The organism is Alcanivorax sp. DG881 (genome assembly GCF_000155615.1).
Lineage (GTDB): Bacteria > Pseudomonadota > Gammaproteobacteria > Pseudomonadales > Alcanivoracaceae > Alcanivorax.
Genome location: NZ_DS989915.1, coordinates 3,719,861 through 3,741,090, shown reverse-complemented (window position 1 = coordinate 3,741,090; position 21,230 = coordinate 3,719,861). Strand labels below are relative to the sequence as shown.

The 21,230-nt window shown below is 52.1% G+C and carries 17 protein-coding genes; 8 read left to right on the top strand and 9 right to left on the bottom strand.

The features are described from left to right. The first annotated feature begins 6 nt into the window (after positions 1-6). Positions 7-1,431 (top strand): efflux transporter outer membrane subunit, encoded by a 1,425-nt coding sequence (locus ADG881_RS16865; RefSeq protein ID WP_007151542.1) that lies wholly within the window; start codon positions 7-9, stop codon positions 1,429-1,431. Between the two features lie 122 nt (positions 1,432-1,553). Here ADG881_RS16865 and ADG881_RS16860 read toward each other — a convergent pair whose 3' ends face one another. Continuing rightward, entirely contained in the window at positions 1,554-1,985 is a 432-nt protein-coding gene (locus ADG881_RS16860) for a PaaI family thioesterase (RefSeq protein ID WP_007148832.1), read from the bottom strand. Positions 1,986-2,347: 362 nt separating this feature from the next. Next, the gene (locus ADG881_RS16855) at positions 2,348-3,148 is read right to left on the bottom strand and encodes an IclR family transcriptional regulator (protein ID WP_007148720.1); all 801 of its coding nucleotides are present in this window, start codon (positions 3,146-3,148) and stop codon (positions 2,348-2,350) included. Between the two features lie 318 nt (positions 3,149-3,466). On the opposite strand from ADG881_RS16855, the gene ADG881_RS16850 reads away from it, so the two are divergent. The 5 genes from ADG881_RS16850 to ADG881_RS16830 all read left to right on the top strand — a co-directional run bounded on the left by ADG881_RS16850 (position 3,467) and on the right by ADG881_RS16830 (position 10,259). Beyond that, positions 3,467-4,891, top strand: a complete 1,425-nt coding sequence (locus ADG881_RS16850) for an aldehyde dehydrogenase family protein (protein WP_007148946.1) — start codon at positions 3,467-3,469, stop codon at positions 4,889-4,891. A 180-nt stretch (positions 4,892-5,071) separates the two neighbouring features. Then, on the top strand, positions 5,072-6,007 hold the full coding sequence (locus tag ADG881_RS16845; protein ID WP_039927031.1) for a metal-dependent hydrolase: 936 nt from the start codon (positions 5,072-5,074) through the stop codon (positions 6,005-6,007). Positions 6,008-6,194: 187 nt separating this feature from the next. Continuing rightward, positions 6,195-8,255, top strand: coding sequence for a TonB-dependent receptor (locus ADG881_RS16840; RefSeq protein WP_039927030.1), 2,061 nt, complete (start codon positions 6,195-6,197; stop codon positions 8,253-8,255). A 2-nt stretch (positions 8,256-8,257) separates the two neighbouring features. Further along, complete coding sequence (locus ADG881_RS16835; RefSeq protein ID WP_050760185.1) at positions 8,258-8,932, top strand: peroxiredoxin; 675 nt, start codon at positions 8,258-8,260, stop codon at positions 8,930-8,932. Positions 8,933-9,092: 160 nt separating this feature from the next. Further along, the gene (locus ADG881_RS16830; RefSeq protein ID WP_007148654.1) at positions 9,093-10,259 is read left to right on the top strand and encodes a porin; all 1,167 of its coding nucleotides are present in this window, start codon (positions 9,093-9,095) and stop codon (positions 10,257-10,259) included. A gap of 51 nt (positions 10,260-10,310) precedes the next feature. Here ADG881_RS16830 and ADG881_RS16825 read toward each other — a convergent pair whose 3' ends face one another. The 5 genes from ADG881_RS16825 to pedF form a co-directional block, all read right to left on the bottom strand. Beyond that, complete coding sequence (locus tag ADG881_RS16825; RefSeq protein ID WP_007150138.1) at positions 10,311-11,747, bottom strand: protein adenylyltransferase SelO family protein; 1,437 nt, start codon at positions 11,745-11,747, stop codon at positions 10,311-10,313. A gap of 78 nt (positions 11,748-11,825) precedes the next feature. Further along, complete coding sequence (locus tag ADG881_RS16820; protein WP_007151045.1) at positions 11,826-13,346, bottom strand: aldehyde dehydrogenase family protein; 1,521 nt, start codon at positions 13,344-13,346, stop codon at positions 11,826-11,828. Positions 13,347-13,472: 126 nt separating this feature from the next. Beyond that, positions 13,473-14,432 carry a quinoprotein relay system zinc metallohydrolase 1 gene (locus tag ADG881_RS16815; protein WP_039927029.1) on the bottom strand — a complete coding sequence of 320 codons (960 nt, stop codon included), beginning with the start codon at positions 14,430-14,432 and terminating at the stop codon, positions 13,473-13,475. Next, the gene (locus tag ADG881_RS16810; RefSeq protein WP_050760184.1) at positions 14,404-15,174 is read right to left on the bottom strand and encodes a quinoprotein dehydrogenase-associated SoxYZ-like carrier; all 771 of its coding nucleotides are present in this window, start codon (positions 15,172-15,174) and stop codon (positions 14,404-14,406) included. The genes ADG881_RS16815 and ADG881_RS16810 overlap by 29 nt, the downstream gene beginning before the upstream one ends. A 1-nt stretch (position 15,175) precedes the next feature. Beyond that, a complete protein-coding gene (pedF, locus tag ADG881_RS16805; protein WP_232211776.1) occupies positions 15,176-15,607 on the bottom strand; it encodes a cytochrome c-550 PedF in 432 nt (143 codons plus the stop codon). A gap of 358 nt (positions 15,608-15,965) precedes the next feature. Between pedF and ADG881_RS16800 the strand changes: the two genes are divergently transcribed. Together ADG881_RS16800 and ADG881_RS16795 are read left to right on the top strand one after the other, a co-directional pair. Further along, positions 15,966-17,783 (top strand): PQQ-dependent methanol/ethanol family dehydrogenase, encoded by a 1,818-nt coding sequence (locus ADG881_RS16800; protein ID WP_007151466.1) that lies wholly within the window; start codon positions 15,966-15,968, stop codon positions 17,781-17,783. 48 nt (positions 17,784-17,831) lie between these two features. After that, on the top strand, positions 17,832-18,518 hold the full coding sequence (locus ADG881_RS16795; RefSeq protein ID WP_007149353.1) for a pentapeptide repeat-containing protein: 687 nt from the start codon (positions 17,832-17,834) through the stop codon (positions 18,516-18,518). A gap of 49 nt (positions 18,519-18,567) precedes the next feature. On the opposite strand, the gene ADG881_RS16790 is transcribed toward ADG881_RS16795, so the two are convergent. Together ADG881_RS16790 and nosP are read right to left on the bottom strand one after the other, a co-directional pair. Beyond that, positions 18,568-19,977 (bottom strand): hybrid sensor histidine kinase/response regulator, encoded by a 1,410-nt coding sequence (locus ADG881_RS16790; protein ID WP_039927023.1) that lies wholly within the window; start codon positions 19,975-19,977, stop codon positions 18,568-18,570. After that, entirely contained in the window at positions 19,955-21,112 is a 1,158-nt protein-coding gene (nosP, locus tag ADG881_RS16785; RefSeq protein ID WP_039927021.1) for a nitric oxide-sensing protein NosP, read from the bottom strand. Before nosP ends, ADG881_RS16790 begins: the two co-directional genes overlap by 23 nt. Positions 21,113-21,230: the final 118 nt, after the last annotated feature.

Below are 21,230 nucleotides of genomic sequence, written 5' to 3'. Positions count from 1 at the left end.
ACCCTGATGACCCGTAACCCTCTGACGCTCGCCCTTCTGGGCGGGCTGATGCTGGGTGGCTGCACCCTGGCCCCCAGCTACGAACAACCAGCCTCACCGGTACCCGCCCAGCTGGGCGAAACCACCGCTGACGGCACCGCCGAATTGACACTGCCGGGCTGGTCCACGCTGTACCAAAGCGCCGAGTTACAACAACTCATCCAGAGCGCACTGGATAACAACCGGGATTTGCGCCTGGCCGTTCTGGATGTGGCCGCCCTGCGCGCCCAGTACCAGATCCAGCGCGCCGACCTGTACCCGAACCTGTCCGTGGATGGCAGCGGCACTCGCCAGCGCCTGCCCGGCGACCTGTCATCCACCGGCAGCTCCACCCTTTCTGATCAATACGGTGTTCAGGTTGGCGTCACCGCCTGGGAACTGGACTTGTTCGGACGCGTACGCAGCCTCAAGGATGCGTCTCTGGAAACTTACCTGGCCAGCGAAGAGGCCCAGCGCAGCACCCAGCTGGCACTGGTGGCCCAGGTGGCGCAAAGCTACCTGACCCTGGTCAGCGACCGTCAGAATCTGGCGATCAGCCGTGAAACGGTCGCCGCGCAAGAGAATTCGCTGGCACTGATCCAGCGGCGCTTCGAAAGCGGGCTGGGCACAGAACTGGATGTACGACAGGCACAGATTGCCCTGCAAGGCGCCCGCGCCAACCAGGCCAGCTTTGAGCGCCAGGTCAGCCAGGATTACAACGCCCTGGCCGTATTGGTTGGCGGGCCCCTGCCCGCACTGGAATCGGTAAACCTGAACAGCGACACCCTCTCCCTGGTGGCGCCGGTACCGGAAGGGCTATCGTCCAGCCTCCTGACCCAGCGACCGGACGTGCAGCAGGCCGAACACCAACTGCGCGCCGCCAATGCCAGCATCGGTGCCGCCCGTGCCGCCTTCTTCCCCAGCATTCAGCTCACCGGCGCCTATGGCAGCATGAGCAGCGAATTGTCTGGCCTGTTCGACAGCGGCTCCAAAGCCTGGTCGTTCAGCCCCAGTATTTCCCTGCCGATTTTCTCTGGTGGCCGTAACAAGGCCAATCTGGAGCTGGCCGAAGTGCGCCAGGACCAGGCTGTGGCCACCTACGAGAAAGCCATTCAAACCGCCTTCCAGGAAGTGGCCAACGCCCTGCAGGCCCGCGACACCCTGGCCCGCCAGCAACAGGCCCAACAGGCATTGGTCACCGCCACCGAGCAATCGCTGACGTTGTCACAGCAACGCTACGAACAAGGCGCGGATGATTACCTGGCCGTGCTGGACGCCCAGCGCACGCTGCTCTCCGCCCGCCAGCAACTGGTAACGCTGAAGCTGCAGCAGCTGACCAATGAAACAGAACTGTATCGCGCACTCGGCGGCGGCTGGGAGGCACAGCAGCCCACCCACGTGGCCAGCCGTTAGTGTGTTTTGAAAAATACAGACAAATGTCGGATTACGCCGCTACGCGGCTAATCCGACCTACAAAACAAAAGGGGCAGAGGCCTCTCAAGGCTGCAAACGGCAAGAGATAACGCGGAAGGACATTACTCGCTGCGTAAACGGAAGGTTGCCTCACCCAGCGCCAGCAGCGTGTCCTTTTCATCGAACACTTCCATGGTGCTGTTATAGATCCGGGTGCCTCCGGCACGGCGGATACCCACCGCGCGGACCAAGCCTTCACTGGCCTGCCCGGTAAACGTGGTGGTCATGGACAGGGTAACGGCCTTACGAATGTGCGCAGGGTCCGGGCTCCAGGTCCCGGCACAGGCCCCGGCCACATCCATCAGGGTCGCCAGCACCCCACCATGAATGACGCCGCCCAGATTCAAATGCCGGGTTTCGATCTGCAACCCCAGCACGGCCCTGCCCTCTTCCCATTCCAGGAAATGAAACCCCACCAGGGAGGGAAAACCCATATCAAAACGGGTATTGGCATCAGCCAGGGAAAACCCTTTGGAGGGCGGAACTGCACTCATACTCTCGCACTCATTGTTAGGGAACCTCTGAATAACTCCTTGCATGCTCAGCGTGACCTGAAGCGTGCAGCTGTTGTGTCTTGTCTCGATGATCAGGGTGGCTCCCTTTCCGAGAGACAAGGCGCAGCAGATGGGCGCTCCAGGCCGCGCCCTTCGGGTCTTTCAGGCTGGCCCGCACTCGTTGTTGCGCTTTTTTGATGGATGGACATATCTCGATCCCAGTTAGGGGACACCTTCAAAAGCGCGCCCTCTGTGCCCCGAATGGGGTATAGATTGCGAACCAGCCTGAAAGACTGAGTACGCAAGGAGTTATTCAGAGGTTCCTTAGTTTTACCTGTGGCCCGGTACCACTGCTCAGCGGTTCAGGCGCGGCCCTGTACCATCTGCGCGACCTGCCCAACCACGTCTTTCAGCCGTGGCCCCAGATTCTCCAGCAGCGTTCTGCGGCTCAAGCGCAGTGATGACCCCCCGCAGTTGAACGGCACCACCTGAGCGCCACCATCCAGAATCAACGGCACCGCCACGCCGCTCACGTCGCGGTTCCATTCTCCGTCAGAGGTACAGAAGCCGTATTGTTCATATTCGTCATAGGCACTCTGCAGGCTGCGCTCCAGCGCCGGCCAGGCCGCCGGGTCCTGCTGGCGAATCTGCTCGTAGTACATTTCCCGCTCGACTTCCGGCGTGGCCGCCAGGAACGCCCGGCCCAATGCCGAGGTGGCCATGGGCACCCGCGAACCGATATCCAGCCGCAACACCAGTGGGCCATTGCCCTGGCAAACCTGGATATACGTCACCTGAGCGCCATCCGGCGCGCCAATGGCGACCATGCAATCGGTGGAATCTGCCAGCTCCTGCATGTAAGGCCGCGCCAGATCCCGCACCCCCTCACTGGCCAGATAGCGGTAGCCCAGGTCCAGTACGCCCGGCCCCAGCCGGTATTTTTCCAGCTGCGGCACATAACGCAGGTAGCCCAGCTGTGTCAGGGTCGCGGTCATCCGCGATACGGTGGGGCGGGGAATGCTGGTCCGCTTGGCCAGCTCCGCATTGCCAAGGTATTCATCCGAAGGCCCAAAGCAACGAAGAATATCCAGCCCCCTTGCCAGGGCCGTGACGAAATTACGGTCTTTATCATTGGCGCCGAGATCGGCAACAGCTCTACGCATTCTTCTCGTTCCTGTATCAGGCTTCGGGTTGGCTGAAACCGGTTGTTCCGGCTAACCGGACATCGATTCCATTTATAGTTATGTATTAGGCTCGCAAATATAACAAAAAGCGTTTCGCCTGCCTAAGACACCGCTTGCCCGCGGCTCAAACCGGCCATGGCCCGACGTCCCTCTCTCAAGCACAATGGGGTCGCGGGCACGGCAGGAACATTTACCATGTCACGCTTCAGCCATGGCGGTCAATATTTTAAAATTACGTTCCATTATTGTAATGTTGACCCACCACACACAATGGAAGACCGATAAAAGGACGATTCCATGGATACGCTGCAGCAGTTCTACATCAACGGCAGCTGGGTTTCTCCCGCGCCGGGAGCCACCACCCACGCCGTTATCAACCCCGCCAATGAAGAACAGATTGCCACCTTGCCGCTGGCACAGGCTGCCGATATTGATGCGGCAATCGACGCCGCCCACCAGGCCTTCCCCACCTGGTCCGCTCTGTCACTGGAAGAGCGACTGGGCTATATGGAAAAAATGCTCGAAGCCTATCAGGCCCACCTGCCGGAAATGGCCGAGGCCATCAGCCAGGAGATGGGAGCCCCCATCTCCCTGGCCAGCAAGGTGCAGGCCCCCATGGGCCTTGCCCATTTGAAAACCGCTCTGGGCATCGCCCGGGAGTTCCCGTTTGAAGAAACCGCGGGCCAATCACTGATCCGCCGTGAGGCGGCCGGTGTCTGTGCCCTGATCACGCCCTGGAACTGGCCCATGAACCAGGTCATGTGCAAAGTCGCCCCGGCCATGGCCGCCGGTTGCACCATGGTGCTCAAGCCCAGTGAATTTGCCCCCCTGTCCGCCAACCTGCTGACCCGGATTATCGACGAAGCCGGCGTACCCGCCGGGGTCTTCAATATGGTGTATGGCGATGGCGCAGCCGTCGGGCCCTTGCTGTCCAGCGATCCACGCATTGATGTGGTGTCTCTCACCGGCTCCACCCGCGCCGGGGAATCGGTGAGCCGGGAAGCGGCCAGCACCATTAAACGCGTGTCGCTGGAGCTGGGCGGCAAGTCCGCCAATATCCTGTTGCCAGGCTGCGATCTGGAGCAAGCTGTTACCCACGGAGTGCGCTCCATGATGACCAACACCGGACAGAGCTGTAATGCCCCGTCACGGATGCTGGTGCCGGCGGATCAACTGGCCGAGGCCGAACGCATTGCAACACAGGTCTGCGACCAGGTCGTGGTCGGCGACCCCGCAGATAACGCCACCGTAATGGGTCCCATCGCCAATGGCCGCCAATACCAGCGCGTGCAGGCCATGATTGAGAAAGGCCAGAAAGAAGGCGCCAAACTGGTTGCCGGCGGCCCCGGCAAGCCCGACGGTATCACCAAGGGTTACTTCGCCCGCCCCACGGTATTCAGTGAGGTGAACAATCAGATGACCATCGCCCGGGAAGAAATTTTCGGTCCGGTGCTGGTGATGATCCCCTACGACACCGTGGACAATGCCGTCGCAATTGCCAACGACTCCGAATATGGCCTGTCCGGCTATGTCTTCGGGGATGATGCCCAGGCCCGCCAGGTGGCCGCACGCCTGCGTACCGGCAACGTCCATATCAATGGGGCCGGCCCGGATGTACAGGCCGCCTTTGGGGGCTACAAACAATCCGGGATTGGCCGGGAATGGGGCCGCTTCGGCTTTGAAGAGTTCCTGGAAACCAAATCCCTGTTCCTTCCGGGGTAATGCCTTCCCTGTCATAACCGGACACAAAATCCCTCATTTTGTGTACTGGCACTAGCGCCCCGCCCGGGGCGCCAAAGTGCCATTTACCTGGTCTGCTGTAACCTCGACTATCGTTACATCGAACAATGTCACAGTGTGACATTCAGCGGCGCCCCTGCCGCCAGAGATCAGGAGGACACCATGACAACAACAGCATCCACCACCATTGCGTCCGGCCAGGCAAAGGCCCAGAAAGTCCCGTTAGGCGCCACCGTCAATATTCCGCCCCGTCGTCTCGACTTCCAGTTCGATGACAAGACCACGGCGCGTTACTTCTATGACAATGACCCTTTCCTGAGCGCATTCTGGTTGAGCCTGTCGGCCCTGTTCCCGGAAGGTGAAGCCTTTTTCGTGGACTCCGTGCGCCACTACCGTAAAGACATCACCGACGGCAAGCTGAAAGCGCAAGTGGCCGGCTTTATTGGTCAGGAGGCCATGCACAGCAAAGAGCATGAAGCCTGGAACGAAATGGGCGTGAAATTCGGCTACCCCACTGACAAGCTGGACAAGTCATTGGGCAAACTGCTGGGCCTGGTGCAAAAACGCACCCCCAAGATCTTCCAGCTGGCCGCCACCGTGTGTCTCGAGCATTACACTGCGATCATTGCCGAACAACTGCTGCGCGAAAGTGAGCACCAGGCAAAAATCCTCGATGAAGCCACCGCAAAACTGTGGCTATGGCACGCTCTGGAAGAAAACGAACACAAAACCGTCGCCTATGATGTCTATGAAAAGGTCAGCGGTAGTTACGCTATTCGTGCGGGAGCCATGATCCCCACCACCGTGATTTTCTTTGCCGTACTGGCCGTGTTCCAGGCCCGCATGCTGGCCTCAGACGGCCGCCTGCTGCAGCTGAAAAACAACTGGCAGGGCATGAAATTCCTGTTCGGCCGCAAGGGGCTATTCACCAAACTGGCGCCCCAGTACCTGGATTTCTTCAAGCGGGACTTCCACCCCTCCCAGCACGACACCGACGCCCTGCTGGACGAATGGCGCGAAAAACTGTTCGGTGCCGATGGCATGCTCACCGAGCAACATGCTCAAGCCAGCCAGCGCAAGGGCAAAAAAACTCACTGAGTTTCTTTTCCTGCCATAAAAAAAGGCTGCTTCTCGCAGCCTTTTTTTATGGGACTCCGTTACGGATAACAACAGCGAAACTGCGACTTACGGAGAAAATGCCTACTACTTTCGCACTGCATCTATTGAGAAGGAGCGCCGAAGCCAATAGCGTAAACCTCACACTAACAACAAAGCCGTAAATCCCATGCTCTCATTGAAGCGAATCGCCTTTGGACTTGCGACAATCAACATTCCCTTAACCGCCCTGGCCGAGCCCTCAGAGCTGGATGTCATAAAGGTTGATGGCACGCGGATGGAGCGCAGTCTTCTTGATACCCCTGCCGCCGTTAGCGTCGTAAATGCAGACTCTGCCCAACAGGGGCAACAGAATATTCAACTTGATGAAAGCCTCGCCCGGGTGCCCGGTCTTTACCTGCAAAATCGCTACAATTTCGCTCAAAATCAACGCATTTCCATTCGAGGCTTTGGCGCGCGCGCGCCCTTTGGTGTTCGCGGTTTACGAGTCCGGGTAGATGGATTTCCCGAAACACTACCGGATGGACAATCACAGGTAGACAATATCGACTTGGACTCCATGCACCAGGCAACAGTATTACGTGGTCCAGCCTCCGTTCTCTATGGCAATGCCACCGGTGGCGTCATCGATATTGAAACTCTTTCCGGGCGGAACATAACGGGAAATGGTGAGCTGAGGTTATCGAGTGGCGCAGATGGCTTTCGCAAAGCCCACTTAAAGAGCGGCGGCCAGAAAGATAATGCTCATTATTATATTGGCGTCAGCGGTCTCAATTACGCCGGCTACCGTGATCAAAGCGCGGTGGAGAAATACCAACTTAACAGCCGGATTGGTTGGGAGCTCGGCAACCATCAGGAAATAGACCTGTTCCTGACGGCATTAGACACTCCTTATGCCCAGGATCCTGGCGGACTAACCCGTTCCCAGGCTCACACAGACAGAAAGCAGGCCACAATGCTTGCCGATCGACTGGATGCAGGCCAGGAGGTTGATCAACAACGCCTAGGCTTCCGTTATCGCAATACCTCCTTGGCAGGAGGCGTATTACAGACACGGGCATTCATTAGCCAACGCGACTTCACCCAACAACTCCCATTTCCCGGTAGCAGCCTGATTGATTACCAGCGGACGTTTTATGGTGCAGGCGTAGAGTATAGTCATAATCTAGACCTCTTCGGCTTGAGGCACCGCTATCTGGTCGGCGTTGACGTAGAACGTCAACAAGACGACCGAGGTCGCCAGGGCGTTAGTTTCAACGGGGTGATTACCGGGCTCACCGCCAATGAAGACCAGATCGCCACCAGCAGTGGCATCTTTGTACAAACCGATACCTTTCTAACCGACAATCTCACTCTTTCTTTAGGAGCAAGAGCCGACCGAATCCAGTTTAAGGTGGAGGATGATTTCCTGAGTGATGGTGACGACAGCGGCGAACAGCAGTTTAATGAAGGTAGTTTTAGTGCCGGCGTTGCCTGGCATGCCCTTCCTGCTCATACACTCTATGCCTCTGTCAGTTCAGCCTTTGAAACCCCCACTTTCACTGAGCTGGCAAATCCGTCCGGCGCAGGCGGGTTCAATCCAGACCTTGAACCACAAAAGGCATTAAATCAGGAGCTTGGCATCCGCGGCACCATCAGTAACGATCTACTCTATGATCTCACGCTATTTAGCGTAGCCGTCAAAGACGAGATAACCCCTTATGAACTGGGCGGCCGAACCTACTACGAAAATGCGGCCCGCACACGTCGTGAAGGCATTGAACTATCGTTAGAGCATTTCACCACAGAAACACTGACCACAACGGTCGCATGGACATGGGCACAATACCGCTTCGATCGATTCTTCGATGAACAACAAGGTGTCGATGTAAGCGATAACCACATGCCTGGCTTGCCACAGCATATCGTTTTTGCCGAAGCCGCCTGGCGTCCTCAAAACGGCTTTTTTGTTATTGGTGATGTTCGTTTTGCCAGTGAAGTGTATGCGGAGAACACCAACCAAACTCGCATAGGAAGCCATGCAGTGGTTAATGCGCGATTTGGAAAACGCTGGCATTTCAATCACCAGGAGCTGGAGTTGCACGCCGGCATTAACAATCTTTTCGACCGTGACTATTACAGCAACATTCGAATCAATGCCAATAGCGACAGGCCAGACCCCGCTGACCGCGGCTATTTCGAAACAGCGCCTGGTCGAACCTTGTATGCTGGAGTAACTTTGCGGTGGTAAGCATGAAATATTGGTTAGTGGCGCTACTGATATACTCCCTTCCCCTTCGGGCTCTCCAGCTGGGTGATGCAGCGCCGGATTTTGAGGCCGAAACCACTATGGGGCCCGTGCACCTCGATCACTGGAGGAAGGATCACTGGGTCGTGTTGTTTTCTCATCCAGCCAGCTTCACTCCGGTATGCACTACCGAGCTCGCTGCAGTGGAGCGTTTACAAGGCGCCTTTGAAAAACGAAACGTACGCCCACTCGCTTTGGCAGTGAGTCCACTGCGTGACCTCAAAGAATGGCTTGATGACATTGAAGAAAGCCAGGGTGTCCGCCCATCCTTTCCTGTTATATCGGATCAGTCGCTAAATATCAGCACACGCTACGGCATGCTGCATCCACGTTCGAATAACGTAACAACAGTGCGCAGCGTTTTTATCATTGATCCGCGTGGGCGCATTCGCCTGAAAATAGATTACCCACCCAGCATTGGGCGGAATTTTGATGAGATTCTACGAGCTATTGATGCCTTACAAACCACTTATCGTTACCCGGTATTAACACCTGCAGACTGGCAACCTGGTGACAACGCGATTATTTCACCAAAATTATCTGACAGTGATTCAAAGGCTCTCTTTCCCGATCAGGAGGAAGCCATTCTTCCCTACCTGAAATACACACCCCTCCCCTGATAAAAAATATATTATATTTTTTTATTAAATTGATCCTTTAGTCGCACGACCAAACGCTATATTACAATCACTGAATACAGTACCAAGGCGGTATTCTTCCTTCATTTTACGCTCCCCATACTCACTGCTATCACATGATAGAAACTTCAGGGAGCGTAAGATGAAAAAAACCAGAGTAACAACTCTATCCCGGTCGGCATTATGCCTTCTACCCCTCCTCGCAGTGCAGCCAGCCAATGCCGAAATAACACTGTATGACGATGACGGAACCAGCTTCAGCACTGACGGTTACATTAATGCCTTTTATGTAAACAACGATGTAGACCGTGCCGGCGATCAATTCGATCGCAGACAATCCAGAGTTAAAATGGGTTTCCTGCCAAACTATATTGGCTTCAATATGAAGCGAGAAATAGGCGATCTTACACTGGGTGCAAGGTCGTCCTTCTGGGTCACCATTAATGACAGTGAAACTGCCGCCACCGGCACGGCTATTGATGTACGTCAGTTTTATGGAACTATTGGTGGCAGCTTCGGCGAGGTGCTTATTGGTAAAGATTTCGGGCTCTTTGCCCGTTCCAACATCCTCCGAGACGAATTGCTCACAGGGTTTGGCCATTCCAGCGATGTCGTGGGCCTCGTTGATGGCGGAGGCGTATCTTTCGGGAATATCGGCACCGGCTACCCCTACCCCTTCCCCAGCTCGCAGATCACCTGGCGGAGCCCTGAAATGGGCGGCCTGAACATTGCGATCGGCATTCTAGACCCATACGACACCAATGAAGTGGGTGCTCCAGGGAAGGCATATCAAGACACCCCAAGAGTAGAAAGTGAAATCAGCTACCAGGCAGAAATTGCGGGAATGGAGGTTTATACGTGGGTTAATGGCGCTTATCAGAACTCAGAAAATACTGATAGTACCGTTGCTGATATCACCTCAGAAGGCGTAGGCTACGGCGCCCAAATTAAAGTCGCGAATTTAACCCTCACCGCTTCCGGTTTTGATGCTACAGGCATCCACCCTTTGTTCACAAATAATGCCGGCCAACTCCCTCTCCAGGAAGTTGATAGCAATGGCCACCTTATGCAAGCGGGTTATCAAATCGGAAAAATGCGAGTTGCAGGAACCTATGGCCGGACCGAAGATGATGGCGTTACTGGTGGAACAGCGATTGATTACGAAAATAAAGGCGTAATTATAAGCTACGCAGCAAATGATTATCTTAACCTGGTAACCAACTTCAGTCGTGTTGAGTTGGATGACGAAGTAGTAGGCGAAATAGAAACAACTGACACACTTGCAGTGGGGGCCACTGTAGCCTGGTAATTGATAATCCCTAAATATCAAAGGGTGAGCGCCAAGGCTCTCACCCTTTTTTTATTGAAGAAAATTATGGTACGGCTGTGTAATTCGCTTTCTCAAACGAGCCAAAGGGATGAAATCGCCGGCCTCCACAGCAGCACTAACGTCACAAATATCGCGCTCTCTAAGCATTGTTATCGGATTAACTCCAGCCATGAAACGGTAGCGTTCACGGTAGGTAAAACATTCATTTTCAAGACGTTTACGATAATCATTTAACCACTCACCCAGAAGTCTATCGTTACGCTCAAGACCTAACTTATCAGCCAAATAGTGGTCACTGGATTCATCATCTTTCCATTCCATTAAATAACGGAATGAAGAATTGTAATCTGCCCCCTTGCGATGCAGGATGGATAGCCACTGGTTAATCAATGCTGAATCTTCATCTCTCGACATCATCAACCCCAAGCGAGAGCGCATGCCACATAGCATCGCTTTTTCAAGCTGATCATCAAAGCTCTCTAATATGGCGTTTATTTGCTCTTCGTGCAGCAGCAGTCGTAATGCCCTGCCCAACACCTCAAGACCAAACCTGATAGATTCTGACTGAGAAGAAAATGCATATACACTGTCAACTGCATCGCAGTCTTCTGTCAGTGAAGCCTGGCAAGATTCCAGAAAAGCTCCTGAGCCGGGATCAAGAGTCACACCTAGAGCGGAAATATCATCGGTATTCAGTGTGCCAGCAACAAACCCCCAGACCTGCCACGCAGCAGCAAGATGAGCTGTGCGTTGCACAGAATGTTTAAAAAACTGCTCCACGCTCATATCACCACCTTCGCCATAACAACCACCAAGGTGGGCAATCAAAGCCTTCATGCCTGCAGCACTCCCCCTGGCAGCCAGCCATTCGAAATGGCCAACTCGAGCATGAGATGGAGAAAGGCTGATCACGGTTGCAGACTTCTCCAACTGATTACGGAAAATTTTTCTTTCATGATTACAAAGACTTAGCGGAAGACTGGTTGGTATCCCGATACCATAGAGAGCGTGACTGACAAGATATTCCTTGATCGCACTACGCAACCCCAAATAACCATCGCCCCTAAGAGCATAAGGGGTTCTTCCTCCACCCTTTAAGTACATTTCCATACGGCCTAACGGCGTAGCCACTTCCCCCAAGAGCAAAGACCTTCCATCACCAATACGATCGTTGAATATCCCATGGCGATGTCCTGCATACTTTTGTGCCAACGGAGACATACCGGGCAAGAGAATGTTTCCAGCATGAAGGTTTTTCAACGTTGAGACGCCTTCAACATGGGTCCGGAGCTGCTGAACATCGAGCTGCAATAAACGTAGCGCCATAGGCGAAATATCAATCAAATCTTCCACAGGCGAGAATTCTGGCGCCTGGGCTGACCACAGCATAGGTGGAAGGGTCTTCCAGGAATTGGATATCGAGAGAACTGCCCACGGGTTATCTTGCTTATCAGGAAGTTCAAGCATTTTTCATTCTCACAACAATAAAAAAGCCGCCCTGAGGGCGGCAAAAAGACGTCAAGACGGACGACCAGGAGAAATCATTCAGAAAAAACCAAGCGGATTGGTATCGTAGCTAACCAGCAAGTTCTTTGTTTGCTGATAGTGGTCAAGGATCATCTTGTGAGTCTCACGACCGATGCCTGATTTTTTATATCCACCAAAGGCCGCATGTGCTGGATAAGCGTGATAACAGTTAGTCCAGACTCGACCTGCCTGAATGCCACGTCCCATCCTGAAGGCAACGTTCATATCGCGACTCCATACACCAGCCCCAAGACCAAATTCAGTATCATTGGCGATCTGCAGTGCTTCCGTTTCGTCCTTAAAGGTAGTCACACCTACAACTGGACCAAAAATTTCCTCCTGGAAAACGCGCATTTTATTGTGACCTTTAAGGAGGGTCGGCTGGATATAGAAGCCGTTACCAAAGTCCCCTTCAAGAGATTCACTTCCACCACCCGCAAGTACCGTTGCACCTTCTTCTTTAGCAATACTCATGTACGACATAATTTTGTCATACTGCTCTCGAGAAGCCTGTGCACCTACTTGAGTTTCAGTATCAAGCGGATTACCACGCTTGATCGTCTTGATTCGTTTCAGTACGCGCTCGATAAAGTCGTCGTACATACTCTCTTGGACCAAGGCGCGAGAAGGACAAGTACAAACTTCGCCTTGATTAAAATAAGCCAAAACCAAACCCTCAACAGCTTTATCAATAAACGACTCTTCTGCGTTCATAATATCTGCGAAGTAAACATTTGGAGATTTTCCACCCAACTCTACAGTAGAGGGGATAATATTCTCGGCAGCACACTTTAGAATGTGAGATCCCACAGGGGTTGAACCGGTAAAGGCGATTTTTGCAATACGCTTGCTGGATGCCAGAGCCTGACCAGCCTCTTGACCGTACCCGTTCACCACATTCAGGACACCAGCAGGCAGCAAATCGCCAATACACTCCATTACCTTGAGAATGGAAACCGGAGTTTGCTCGGCAGGCTTCAAAACAATGCAGTTACCCGCCGCTAGCGCTGGAGCCAACTTCCATGTAGCCATCAAGATTGGAAAGTTCCATGGAATGATTTGCCCAACAACCCCAAGAGGTTCATGGAAGTGGTAAGCCACTGTATTTGAGTCGATCTCTGCAGCAGACCCTTCTTGGGCACGAATACAGCCAGCGAAATAGCGAAAATGGTCAACTGCCAGGGGCAAATCGGCATTCAATGTTTCGCGTACAGCTTTACCGTTATCCCACGTTTCTGCGACCGCCAGAGCCTCGAGGTTCTGCTCAATACGATCCGCGATTTTCAACAATATGTTGCTACGTTCTGTCGCTGAGGTTTTTCCCCATTCCCCAGCAACTCGGTGAGCGGCATCCAGAGCCAAATCCACGTCTTCCGCACTTGATCTGGCCACCTCACAGAAAACGTTACCATTTACCGGACTAACATTATCGAAATATTGTCCTTTCACCGGTGCAACCCACTCACCCCCAATATAGTTTTCGTAACGCTCTTTAAACGAGACAACTGAACCTTCGCTACCAGGATTTGCATAAATCATTGCCTGATTCCTCTTCTAATTGCTTGACGTCCGCGCTTTGATAAGTAGCGCCTGCATAGTCAGAATAGGATGATGAGGCCCAAGTACGCATGCTACCAAGGGAGTAATTCTTCTCCTCATTTGGTCTTAACGGTTAGCGTTTTCCCACCATGAATCTTCATATTTTCGATAGAAATGACTAATACTTCGGGTTAGCTCAAACTTTGCCATCGGGATATCAGAAAGCAGTTCAGGAATATCACTATCTATAAGCGCATTAGCAGAACGTCCAGCAGCAACTCCTTCTCTCATCAGGGAGTCAAGCCATACAAGCCATGCACGTGTCTGCTCAATCGGCCCCGAATCATGAGCGAGAGGGCCATGGCCGGGAATGATCACTGCTGGGTTTAGCTCTGCTAGTCGGTCTATTTCTTCCAGCCAGATATCAATTCCAGGAGAGTGAGGAGTGGTTGGTGCGCGGTTCCAAAACAGCATGTCCCCGGCAAACAGAATTTTTGTCAGAGGGTCATATACAACGAGATCATTGCCACTATGACCAGAAAACCTGATTAATTTTAGTGGGTATCCAGAAAAACTCTTCACCCCACCTTCAACAGTAACACTAGGTAAAATAACAACCGTGTCTTCGCTAGATATTCCCACACGTTCGTGCACTGTTTTGAGAAAAAAATCACCATTTTTCATTAACAAATTTCGTGTTTCAGAAAGCGCCATTATCGGCACATCTGAAAATGCACTATTACCAAAGGTATGATCCGGGTGATGGTGGGTATTGATCACCCAGCGAACGGGCTCATCGGTATATTCTGAAATAGCCTCTCTGAACCTCCGACCGTACGCAGCTGTTGCCCCCGTATCGATTACCACTACCCCATTCCCCGTGGCAATGAATGAGCTGTTACTTATGTCACCCCTATTTTCTTCACTAAGCTCCTCTGGCACCCCCTGGACCATCCATACATTTTCCGCAACTTGATGAATATTAAGATCTTCTCCATGCACTGGGGCCGAAATTGCCGCAAGAAACAAAGTAGCTAACGATAACAAGACTCGATAATCAAATTTGTGATTCCAGTAAATTAGCATTGTTATCTCTAGCCTTCATCTTGTATGGGGTTCTTTCATCGCCTTTCATTTCAATCGTTAAAACTGGATTTTCACTAATGGAGGCATGCCATTTCATATCCGCAACCGTTTCCCCTTTACTGCTGATTTTCAGCTCTTCGATATAGAAAGGGATCTCACTGGGAAGGAGACCGCTTTCCATCGGATGAATAATCAAAAAACGAAGCCGACTACCCTGCTTGGCAGGAAACCTGCGCCCTCTAACCTGACCAAAATCTTTGGACCAATTCTTGCCGGAATTAGCGATACCTGGTGTTGAACAACCACCCCCTGCGCCGTCAATAAAAGTGCTTCCAACATGCCATACACCCTGGCTTAACAAGGCCACCCTGACAGGAGAGCCTTGCTCCAGGCGGATATTCAACCCTACTTTTGCCAGCCCTTGTGTACCGGGGTTGTACTCAAAAACCATAGGTATAGGGTTGAGCTCAACCCAAAGCAGCATTTTTTCAAACTTGCCATTAAGATGACTGGCATCTATTTCTACCGGAACCTGCCCTGAGTCTTCGGCAAAATCAGGGGCGGTTATTTTCACTCTCGAGTCAAAATGTACTGGTGCGTTGGACAGATAACGATCCTGATATAGCTCCCACATGAATGAATCAAGAGGATCCTTATCTTGATTAGTATTGTTCTCTTGCGCTGAACTTATACTGATAAGTAGAAGGAACAGTAGCCCGGGAAACACCATTACAGATCGCATTTTACTGTCCCATTGTTTCCATGCTGACCGTCTCAAGCCAGGTTCGGATAGCCCACAAAGCTTCCTGACTGAGATAATCGGCCATTTTCGGCATCAGAACGCGACCATCGCGCACAGCTCCATTTACAACCCGTTCTTTGTACCATTCGTCACCGTAATCACCGTTTTCCAGCTCTCGCAGATCAGGCGCTATACCTCCCGACTTGGCTTCCAGGCCATGACAAGCTGCACAGTTCTGGTTATACGCAGAGCTGCCAATATCCACAGCCAATTCATGCTGCGGATGATCTTCACGGTAAGGGTTGGTATCGCGCCACTCCTCACCAAGAGTCTCCAACCCGCGAAGATCTACGCCTTGTGGAGTCACATTACCGTGGCCATGGACCACCACAGAGCAACCTAATAAGGCCACACTTCCCACTATGCGCATCATTACATTCATACTTCACTCCAACCAATGGATTGCATTATGGAAATTAATCTAACAGTCACCTGACAGATTCAGCACTAGCCCTTCGGGCCATCATGCGTACTCCCTTAGTCGTAGACCCAAATGGTTAGATCATTTACTTCCACTGACGGTATCTTGCATCCCCCTCTCTCTGCCTGAATGGATACACCGCGTTGCTGGGGATTATCGATAACTGGCACGCCGTAACTTTCCATACCCTGATCGCATTTCTGCCAGTGTGATCAGATATTAAAATCAAAGCAGAGGCTGCGTTATGAGTAAAACAACCCACAACCCACCGCATCGCGGGAGACTGTCCCGCATGATCGGTGTCATATCGATGTCCACCATGCTGACCGCATGCAGTAGCGGGACAGTTATTGCTGAAGAAGGGGTCACCTGGAAAGATATCGCCAATGACCATAAAACCACTGAAGATGTTCTAATGTATGGCATGGGCACCAGCGCCCAGCGATACAGCACGTTAGCGGACATTAATAGCGAAAATGTCTCTATGCTTACCCCCGCCTGGTCTTACTCATTCGGTGATGAAAAGCAGCGAGGCCAGGAATCTCAAGCCCTTGTGCATGAAGGCGTGATCTACGTAACGGGTTCCTACTCCCGTATTTTCGCTGTTGATGCCAAAACTGGAAAACGCATCTGGACTTATTCACATCGTCTACCTGACGACATTCGTCCTTGCTGTGATGTTGTAAACCGCGGTGCCGCCATTTATGGCGACAACATTTTCTTTGGCACTCTTGATGCCAGCGTAGTGGCTCTGAACAAAGACACGGGTAAGGTCGTTTGGCGTAAAAAGTTCGGCGATCATAAAGTCGGTTATACAATGACTGGCGCGCCAACCATTGTTAAAGATCAAAAAACCGGTAAGGTTTTGTTAATTCATGGCTCTTCCGGTGACGAATTTGGTGTTGTCGGGAAACTGTTTGCCCGCGACCCTGCAACGGGCGAAGAAGTCTGGATGCGTCCTTTTGTGGAAGGGCACGTTGGCCGCCTTAACGGTGAAGACAGCACCCCGAGTGGTGATCCCAGAGCGCCTAGCTGGCCTGATGACCCCAATACAGAAACAGGTAAAGTGAAAGCCTGGAGCCAAGGTGGTGGTGCACCATGGCAAAGCGCTACCTTTGATGCATCAACCAACACCATCATCATCGGCGCTGGCAACCCGGCTCCCTGGAACGGCTGGGCGCGTACTGCACCAGACGGTGACCCTGCCGACTACGATAGCCTATACACATCAGGCCAAGTCGGTGTTGATCCAACTACCGGTGAAATCAAGTGGTTCTATCAACATACACCTAACGATGCCTGGGATTTCTCGGGTAATAACGAAATCGTTCTCTTTGACTACAAGGACAAGAAAGGCAAGAAACATAAAGCCGGCGCTCACGCTGACCGCAATGGTTTCTTCTATGTGACCGACCGTGCTAACGGTAAACTTCTCAATGCATTCCCATTCGTAGACGGCATTACTTGGGCTAAAGGTATTGATCTGGATACCGGCCGCCCCATTGAAGTCGATGGTCAGCGTCCTGCACGTCTCAAGGATGGCGAAACCCGATCCCCTGCAGCGGAAGTCTCTCCTCCCTTCCTTGGCGGCAAGAACTGGAACCCTATGGCGTATAGCCAGGACACGGGCCTGTTCTACGTTCCTGCCAACCACTGGAAAGAAGATTACTGGACTGAAGAGGTTGAATATCAGCCTGGTTCTGCCTACTTAGGCATGGGTTTCCGCATCAAACGGTTGTTCGACGACCACGTTGGCATTCTCCGTGCTATGGATCCGGCTACCGGTAAAGTGGCCTGGGAACATAAAGAACCCATGCCTCTCTGGGCTGGCGTGCTCGCAACCAAAGGCAACCTGGTGTTCACCGGTACCGGTGATGGCTACTTCAAAGCCTTTGACGCGAAAACGGGTGAAGAGCTGTGGAAGTTCCAGGTCGGTACCGGGATCATTTCCCCACCGATCACGTGGGAAATGGATGGCGAGCAGTACATTGGTGTAACAGCCGGGTACGGCGGTGCAGTACCTCTCTGGGGCGGTGACATGGCAGAACTAACCAAGCCTATCTCTCAAGGCGGTTCTTTCTGGGTGTTTAAACTGCCCAAATTTGCCAAGGATCTAGCGAGCAAGTAACAAAAAAGTCAGCCCGCATTGCGGGCTGACTTCTTTCAGGAGCATAAAATGAAATATATAACGCTACCTCGAGCAATAACCCTAATCGCTTTTCTGGCCCTTAACGGTGGGACTTATGCGGATGACTTTAGCGCGGACATCCCCAGCCACAATGGATGTTCACTCAAGCCTGCGACGGAATGTGCTGGTGCAGATCTAAAAGGTGCAGATCTCAGTGGCCTGGACCTGACGGGTGCTAACTTTGCAGGCGCCAACCTTGAAGGCGCTGATTTGCGGCACAGCAACCTTAAAGGGGTCAATTTAGAAAAAGCCAATCTTCGCAACGCGAATATGAGCCGGGCGCGCCTAATGAGCACCAACCTGCGCATGGCAGACCTTACCGGCGCTCGCTTGCTTGCCATACAAAGCTGGAACCTGTTTGCCCAGAAAGCAATTTTTCACAACGTGGATGCAACTGGTGCGAATTTGGAGTTTGGCCGGCTGACTCGTTCTGAATGGAACAATGCCAATATGACAGGCGTCAACCTGGAGATGGCCTGGTTTAATAAAGCAAAACTCAATGGCGCGAACCTCCAGGATGCCAACCTTCAAGAGGTTAAGCTCAACCTTTCCAGTTTACGCAATGCCAATCTTGACGGTGCAAACCTGCGTTATGGGAACTTTCAGAGTATGGATATGCACGGCTGCACCGCTTGCCCCTTTGATTGGGCGTATAAAGACGGACCGGGACCCTAGGGCCCTCTCTTCTATCAGGAGGAGGCCTCGCCTCCTTTCCTTTTAGCCTTCAAGATAAGCTTTTCAATGCCATTTTCAATTTCAGCGGCTTCAGCGGCTTGTAAATCTGCGTAAATCCATTTTGAACACAGCGTTGTTTCAACTCTGCACTGCGATCAGCAGTTACCAATATTACCGGTAATGGAATTTGACGACCGGAATTGATAAAGGTTGCGACAGTAATACCGTCATCTGTTCCTGGATCCAGATGATAATCCATCAGCAAGACATCCGCGTCGTCAGAGCAAGTGTCCACCTTGGATCGTAAAGACGCTAAAGAATCAGCCACTACCACATCACAGCCCCAACCCTCCATCAGCGTTCGCATACCTATGCAAATTGCCTCGTCGTTATCCACGACCCAGACACGCAACCCCTGCAGAGACTGATCAACAAAAGGATCTGCCGGCAATGTCCGGTGGATATATTCGTCAGGTTCAGCAATCGGGATCAACAAGCCAAAGCTTGACCCTTTCCCTTCTTGAGAATGAAAACGCAACGGATGTGAAAGTATCTCGCTAATTTTTTCTACAATTGCCAGCCCTAGCCCGAGCCCTCTTTCATGATGCCTTACCGCCTGCTTGCCACGTTTAAACTCTTTAAATATCTCGTTACGCTGGTCATCACTGATACCAATCCCTGTATCAGTGACTACGACTTCAATGCCCGCGCCACGTTTACGGCACCCCAATAGAATTGACCCGCTCTCGGTATAACGAACCGCGTTGGAAAGGAGGTTACGAAGGATTCTGCTTAATAATTGTGAATCAGATCTAACCAGTGAACCACAAGACACATAGCGAAAACGAAGTCCTTTCTGCTGAGCAATTTTCCTAAACTCTTCAGCAAGCACATCCAGCAAGCGGCTCAAGGGAAAGACTTCAAACTCAGCCGTCACCACGCCGGCATCCAGCTTGGAAGCATCTGAAAGTGTCGTTATGAGTGACTCAAGGTCAGTAAGCGCCGTGCCGATATGAGCAAGCTGAAACGCCATATTATCGGGCTTTTCCTGCAAGGCACTGGTGAAAAGTCGTGCCGCATTCAACGGCTGCATCAAGTCATGGCTCACTGCTGCAACAAAGCGAGTTTTGGAAAGGTTAGCCTGCTCAGCTTTTTCCCGCGCTTCACGCAACTGCATTTCTGTGTGCCGACGTTCTTCGATTTCTTCCAGTAGTTTCTGGTTTACATCACGTAGGGCCTGTGTCCGTTCACGCACCTGTTCAGCCAGAACCACGGAATGCTGAAATGCTGCGTAGGGGGCTGTAGGGGCCATATTGCTGGCCTCCACCCTTTCTATAAGGGCATCACAAATCCTGCTCAGCCTGGCATTCTCCGCCATCAGCCGTGCTTCATGGAGATCCCAGGGAGAGCGTTCCCCCTCCTCTGACGGCCCCTGCTCAGAGACGGTTTCTTTGTCCAATGACGACCCCGGTCAGCGTGTGGTTAAGATGCATACCGTCAACATGCTCCCCATAGGTACTAAAACCAATCACCCCGTATCGACGGAGCAATGCAGATGCCTGATCCACCAACCCCTCAGATTCAATTTGCGCATAACGCATGCAACAGTCACATCCTAGCGTTAACCATGACGGCCCCATGCGACGCTCAATAGCACTGAGTTTGGTCTCAAGATCATCAAGCAAAGAGTCCGTTTTCATAGCTGTTAAAACGATGCCATTTTCAACAGCACAATAAAACGTCAGGCTAAGGTCATCATTAACTCGCTGGATTGAACGCGCATAGTAGCCATCATTAATCCGTACAGCCAAAGGCGAGCAAGCAAATTTCATATCGTCCAGATCTTCAACTGAAGCACCAATCAGCCGTGCGTAGGCTTTCGCCGCCGGTTCAGCGTTTAATTCGTAGACGGTACGTTTTTCAGGATCTGCGGAGGTAACGACAAACTTGTTTTTTTCCGGGATTAAGTGATGGGTGCTGAACACTTCAAAATCTAATGAGGTAGAAATCATTATCACCGTGGCGGCTTCGCTGGTGAATCCTCCATCACTATAGACATAAGTGCCATTTAATCGATATTCATCACCTGCGGAACCGCCAAAACAAGCAATACTGCCTAATGCCGAGTTAAGGGTAGCCAAAACCATCTCTTCATTTACTGATAGTCCATCCATTAGCGTCAACACAAAGGTATTGTTCTCAGATGCTGTCCCGGTAACGCCGTCACTGCACTCGGTTAGCAAACTATCAACAAGCTGTTGAGCATCGAGAAGACCGAAACGGTCTACATCTTCCACAAGCTTCTGGCTGACAGTGAATAGCCGGCGATCAAAGCCTATGGCCACAATCGATCCTTGATCATAGCCCTTGGAGGTAATTTCACCACAGGAAGTACAGCCTGACATGGGGATCCCAGCGAAGTTGTCCCGCATGGCTGCGGCCAAACGATCAAGATCATATTCCACTGAGCAAAAAAACAGCACGAAACCCAAGTTCGGGTTTTTTAACTTTGCAGCCAGCTCAGCAGCTGCAATCTCTTCATCGACGGCATTACTGAACGTGGTTAGCACAGCGTTTAGAGGAGCGGCAGTCATCAGACTCTCCCGGATTTTTATTGTCGCGCTCTTTCCTGGCGCCTTTGCTGGCTAATTCTGCGGAATATTGTTGTCCTAGTGAAGGAAACAGTCGTTGGGCTTTTGTTACTCGATTTGT

Coding starts and splice junctions, on each gene's coding strand:
- pedF (WP_232211776.1), bottom strand. CDS start 15,607: ATGATGCGCATAGTGGGAAGTGTGGCCTTATTAGGTTGCTCTGTGGTG.
- ADG881_RS16830 (WP_007148654.1), top strand. CDS start 9,093: ATGAAAAAAACCAGAGTAACAACTCTATCCCGGTCGGCATTATGCCTT.
- ADG881_RS16845 (WP_039927031.1), top strand. CDS start 5,072: ATGACAACAACAGCATCCACCACCATTGCGTCCGGCCAGGCAAAGGCC.
- ADG881_RS16855 (WP_007148720.1), bottom strand. CDS start 3,148: ATGCGTAGAGCTGTTGCCGATCTCGGCGCCAATGATAAAGACCGTAAT.
- ADG881_RS16800 (WP_007151466.1), top strand. CDS start 15,966: ATGTCCACCATGCTGACCGCATGCAGTAGCGGGACAGTTATTGCTGAA.
- ADG881_RS16815 (WP_039927029.1), bottom strand. CDS start 14,432: ATGCTAATTTACTGGAATCACAAATTTGATTATCGAGTCTTGTTATCG.
- ADG881_RS16825 (WP_007150138.1), bottom strand. CDS start 11,747: ATGCTTGAACTTCCTGATAAGCAAGATAACCCGTGGGCAGTTCTCTCG.
- ADG881_RS16795 (WP_007149353.1), top strand. CDS start 17,832: ATGAAATATATAACGCTACCTCGAGCAATAACCCTAATCGCTTTTCTG.
- ADG881_RS16810 (WP_050760184.1), bottom strand. CDS start 15,174: ATGCGATCTGTAATGGTGTTTCCCGGGCTACTGTTCCTTCTACTTATC.
- nosP (WP_039927021.1), bottom strand. CDS start 21,112: ATGACTGCCGCTCCTCTAAACGCTGTGCTAACCACGTTCAGTAATGCC.
- ADG881_RS16865 (WP_007151542.1), top strand. CDS start 7: ATGACCCGTAACCCTCTGACGCTCGCCCTTCTGGGCGGGCTGATGCTG.
- ADG881_RS16860 (WP_007148832.1), bottom strand. CDS start 1,985: ATGAGTGCAGTTCCGCCCTCCAAAGGGTTTTCCCTGGCTGATGCCAAT.
- ADG881_RS16835 (WP_050760185.1), top strand. CDS start 8,258: ATGAAATATTGGTTAGTGGCGCTACTGATATACTCCCTTCCCCTTCGG.
- ADG881_RS16840 (WP_039927030.1), top strand. CDS start 6,195: ATGCTCTCATTGAAGCGAATCGCCTTTGGACTTGCGACAATCAACATT.
- ADG881_RS16850 (WP_007148946.1), top strand. CDS start 3,467: ATGGATACGCTGCAGCAGTTCTACATCAACGGCAGCTGGGTTTCTCCC.
- ADG881_RS16820 (WP_007151045.1), bottom strand. CDS start 13,346: ATGATTTATGCAAATCCTGGTAGCGAAGGTTCAGTTGTCTCGTTTAAA.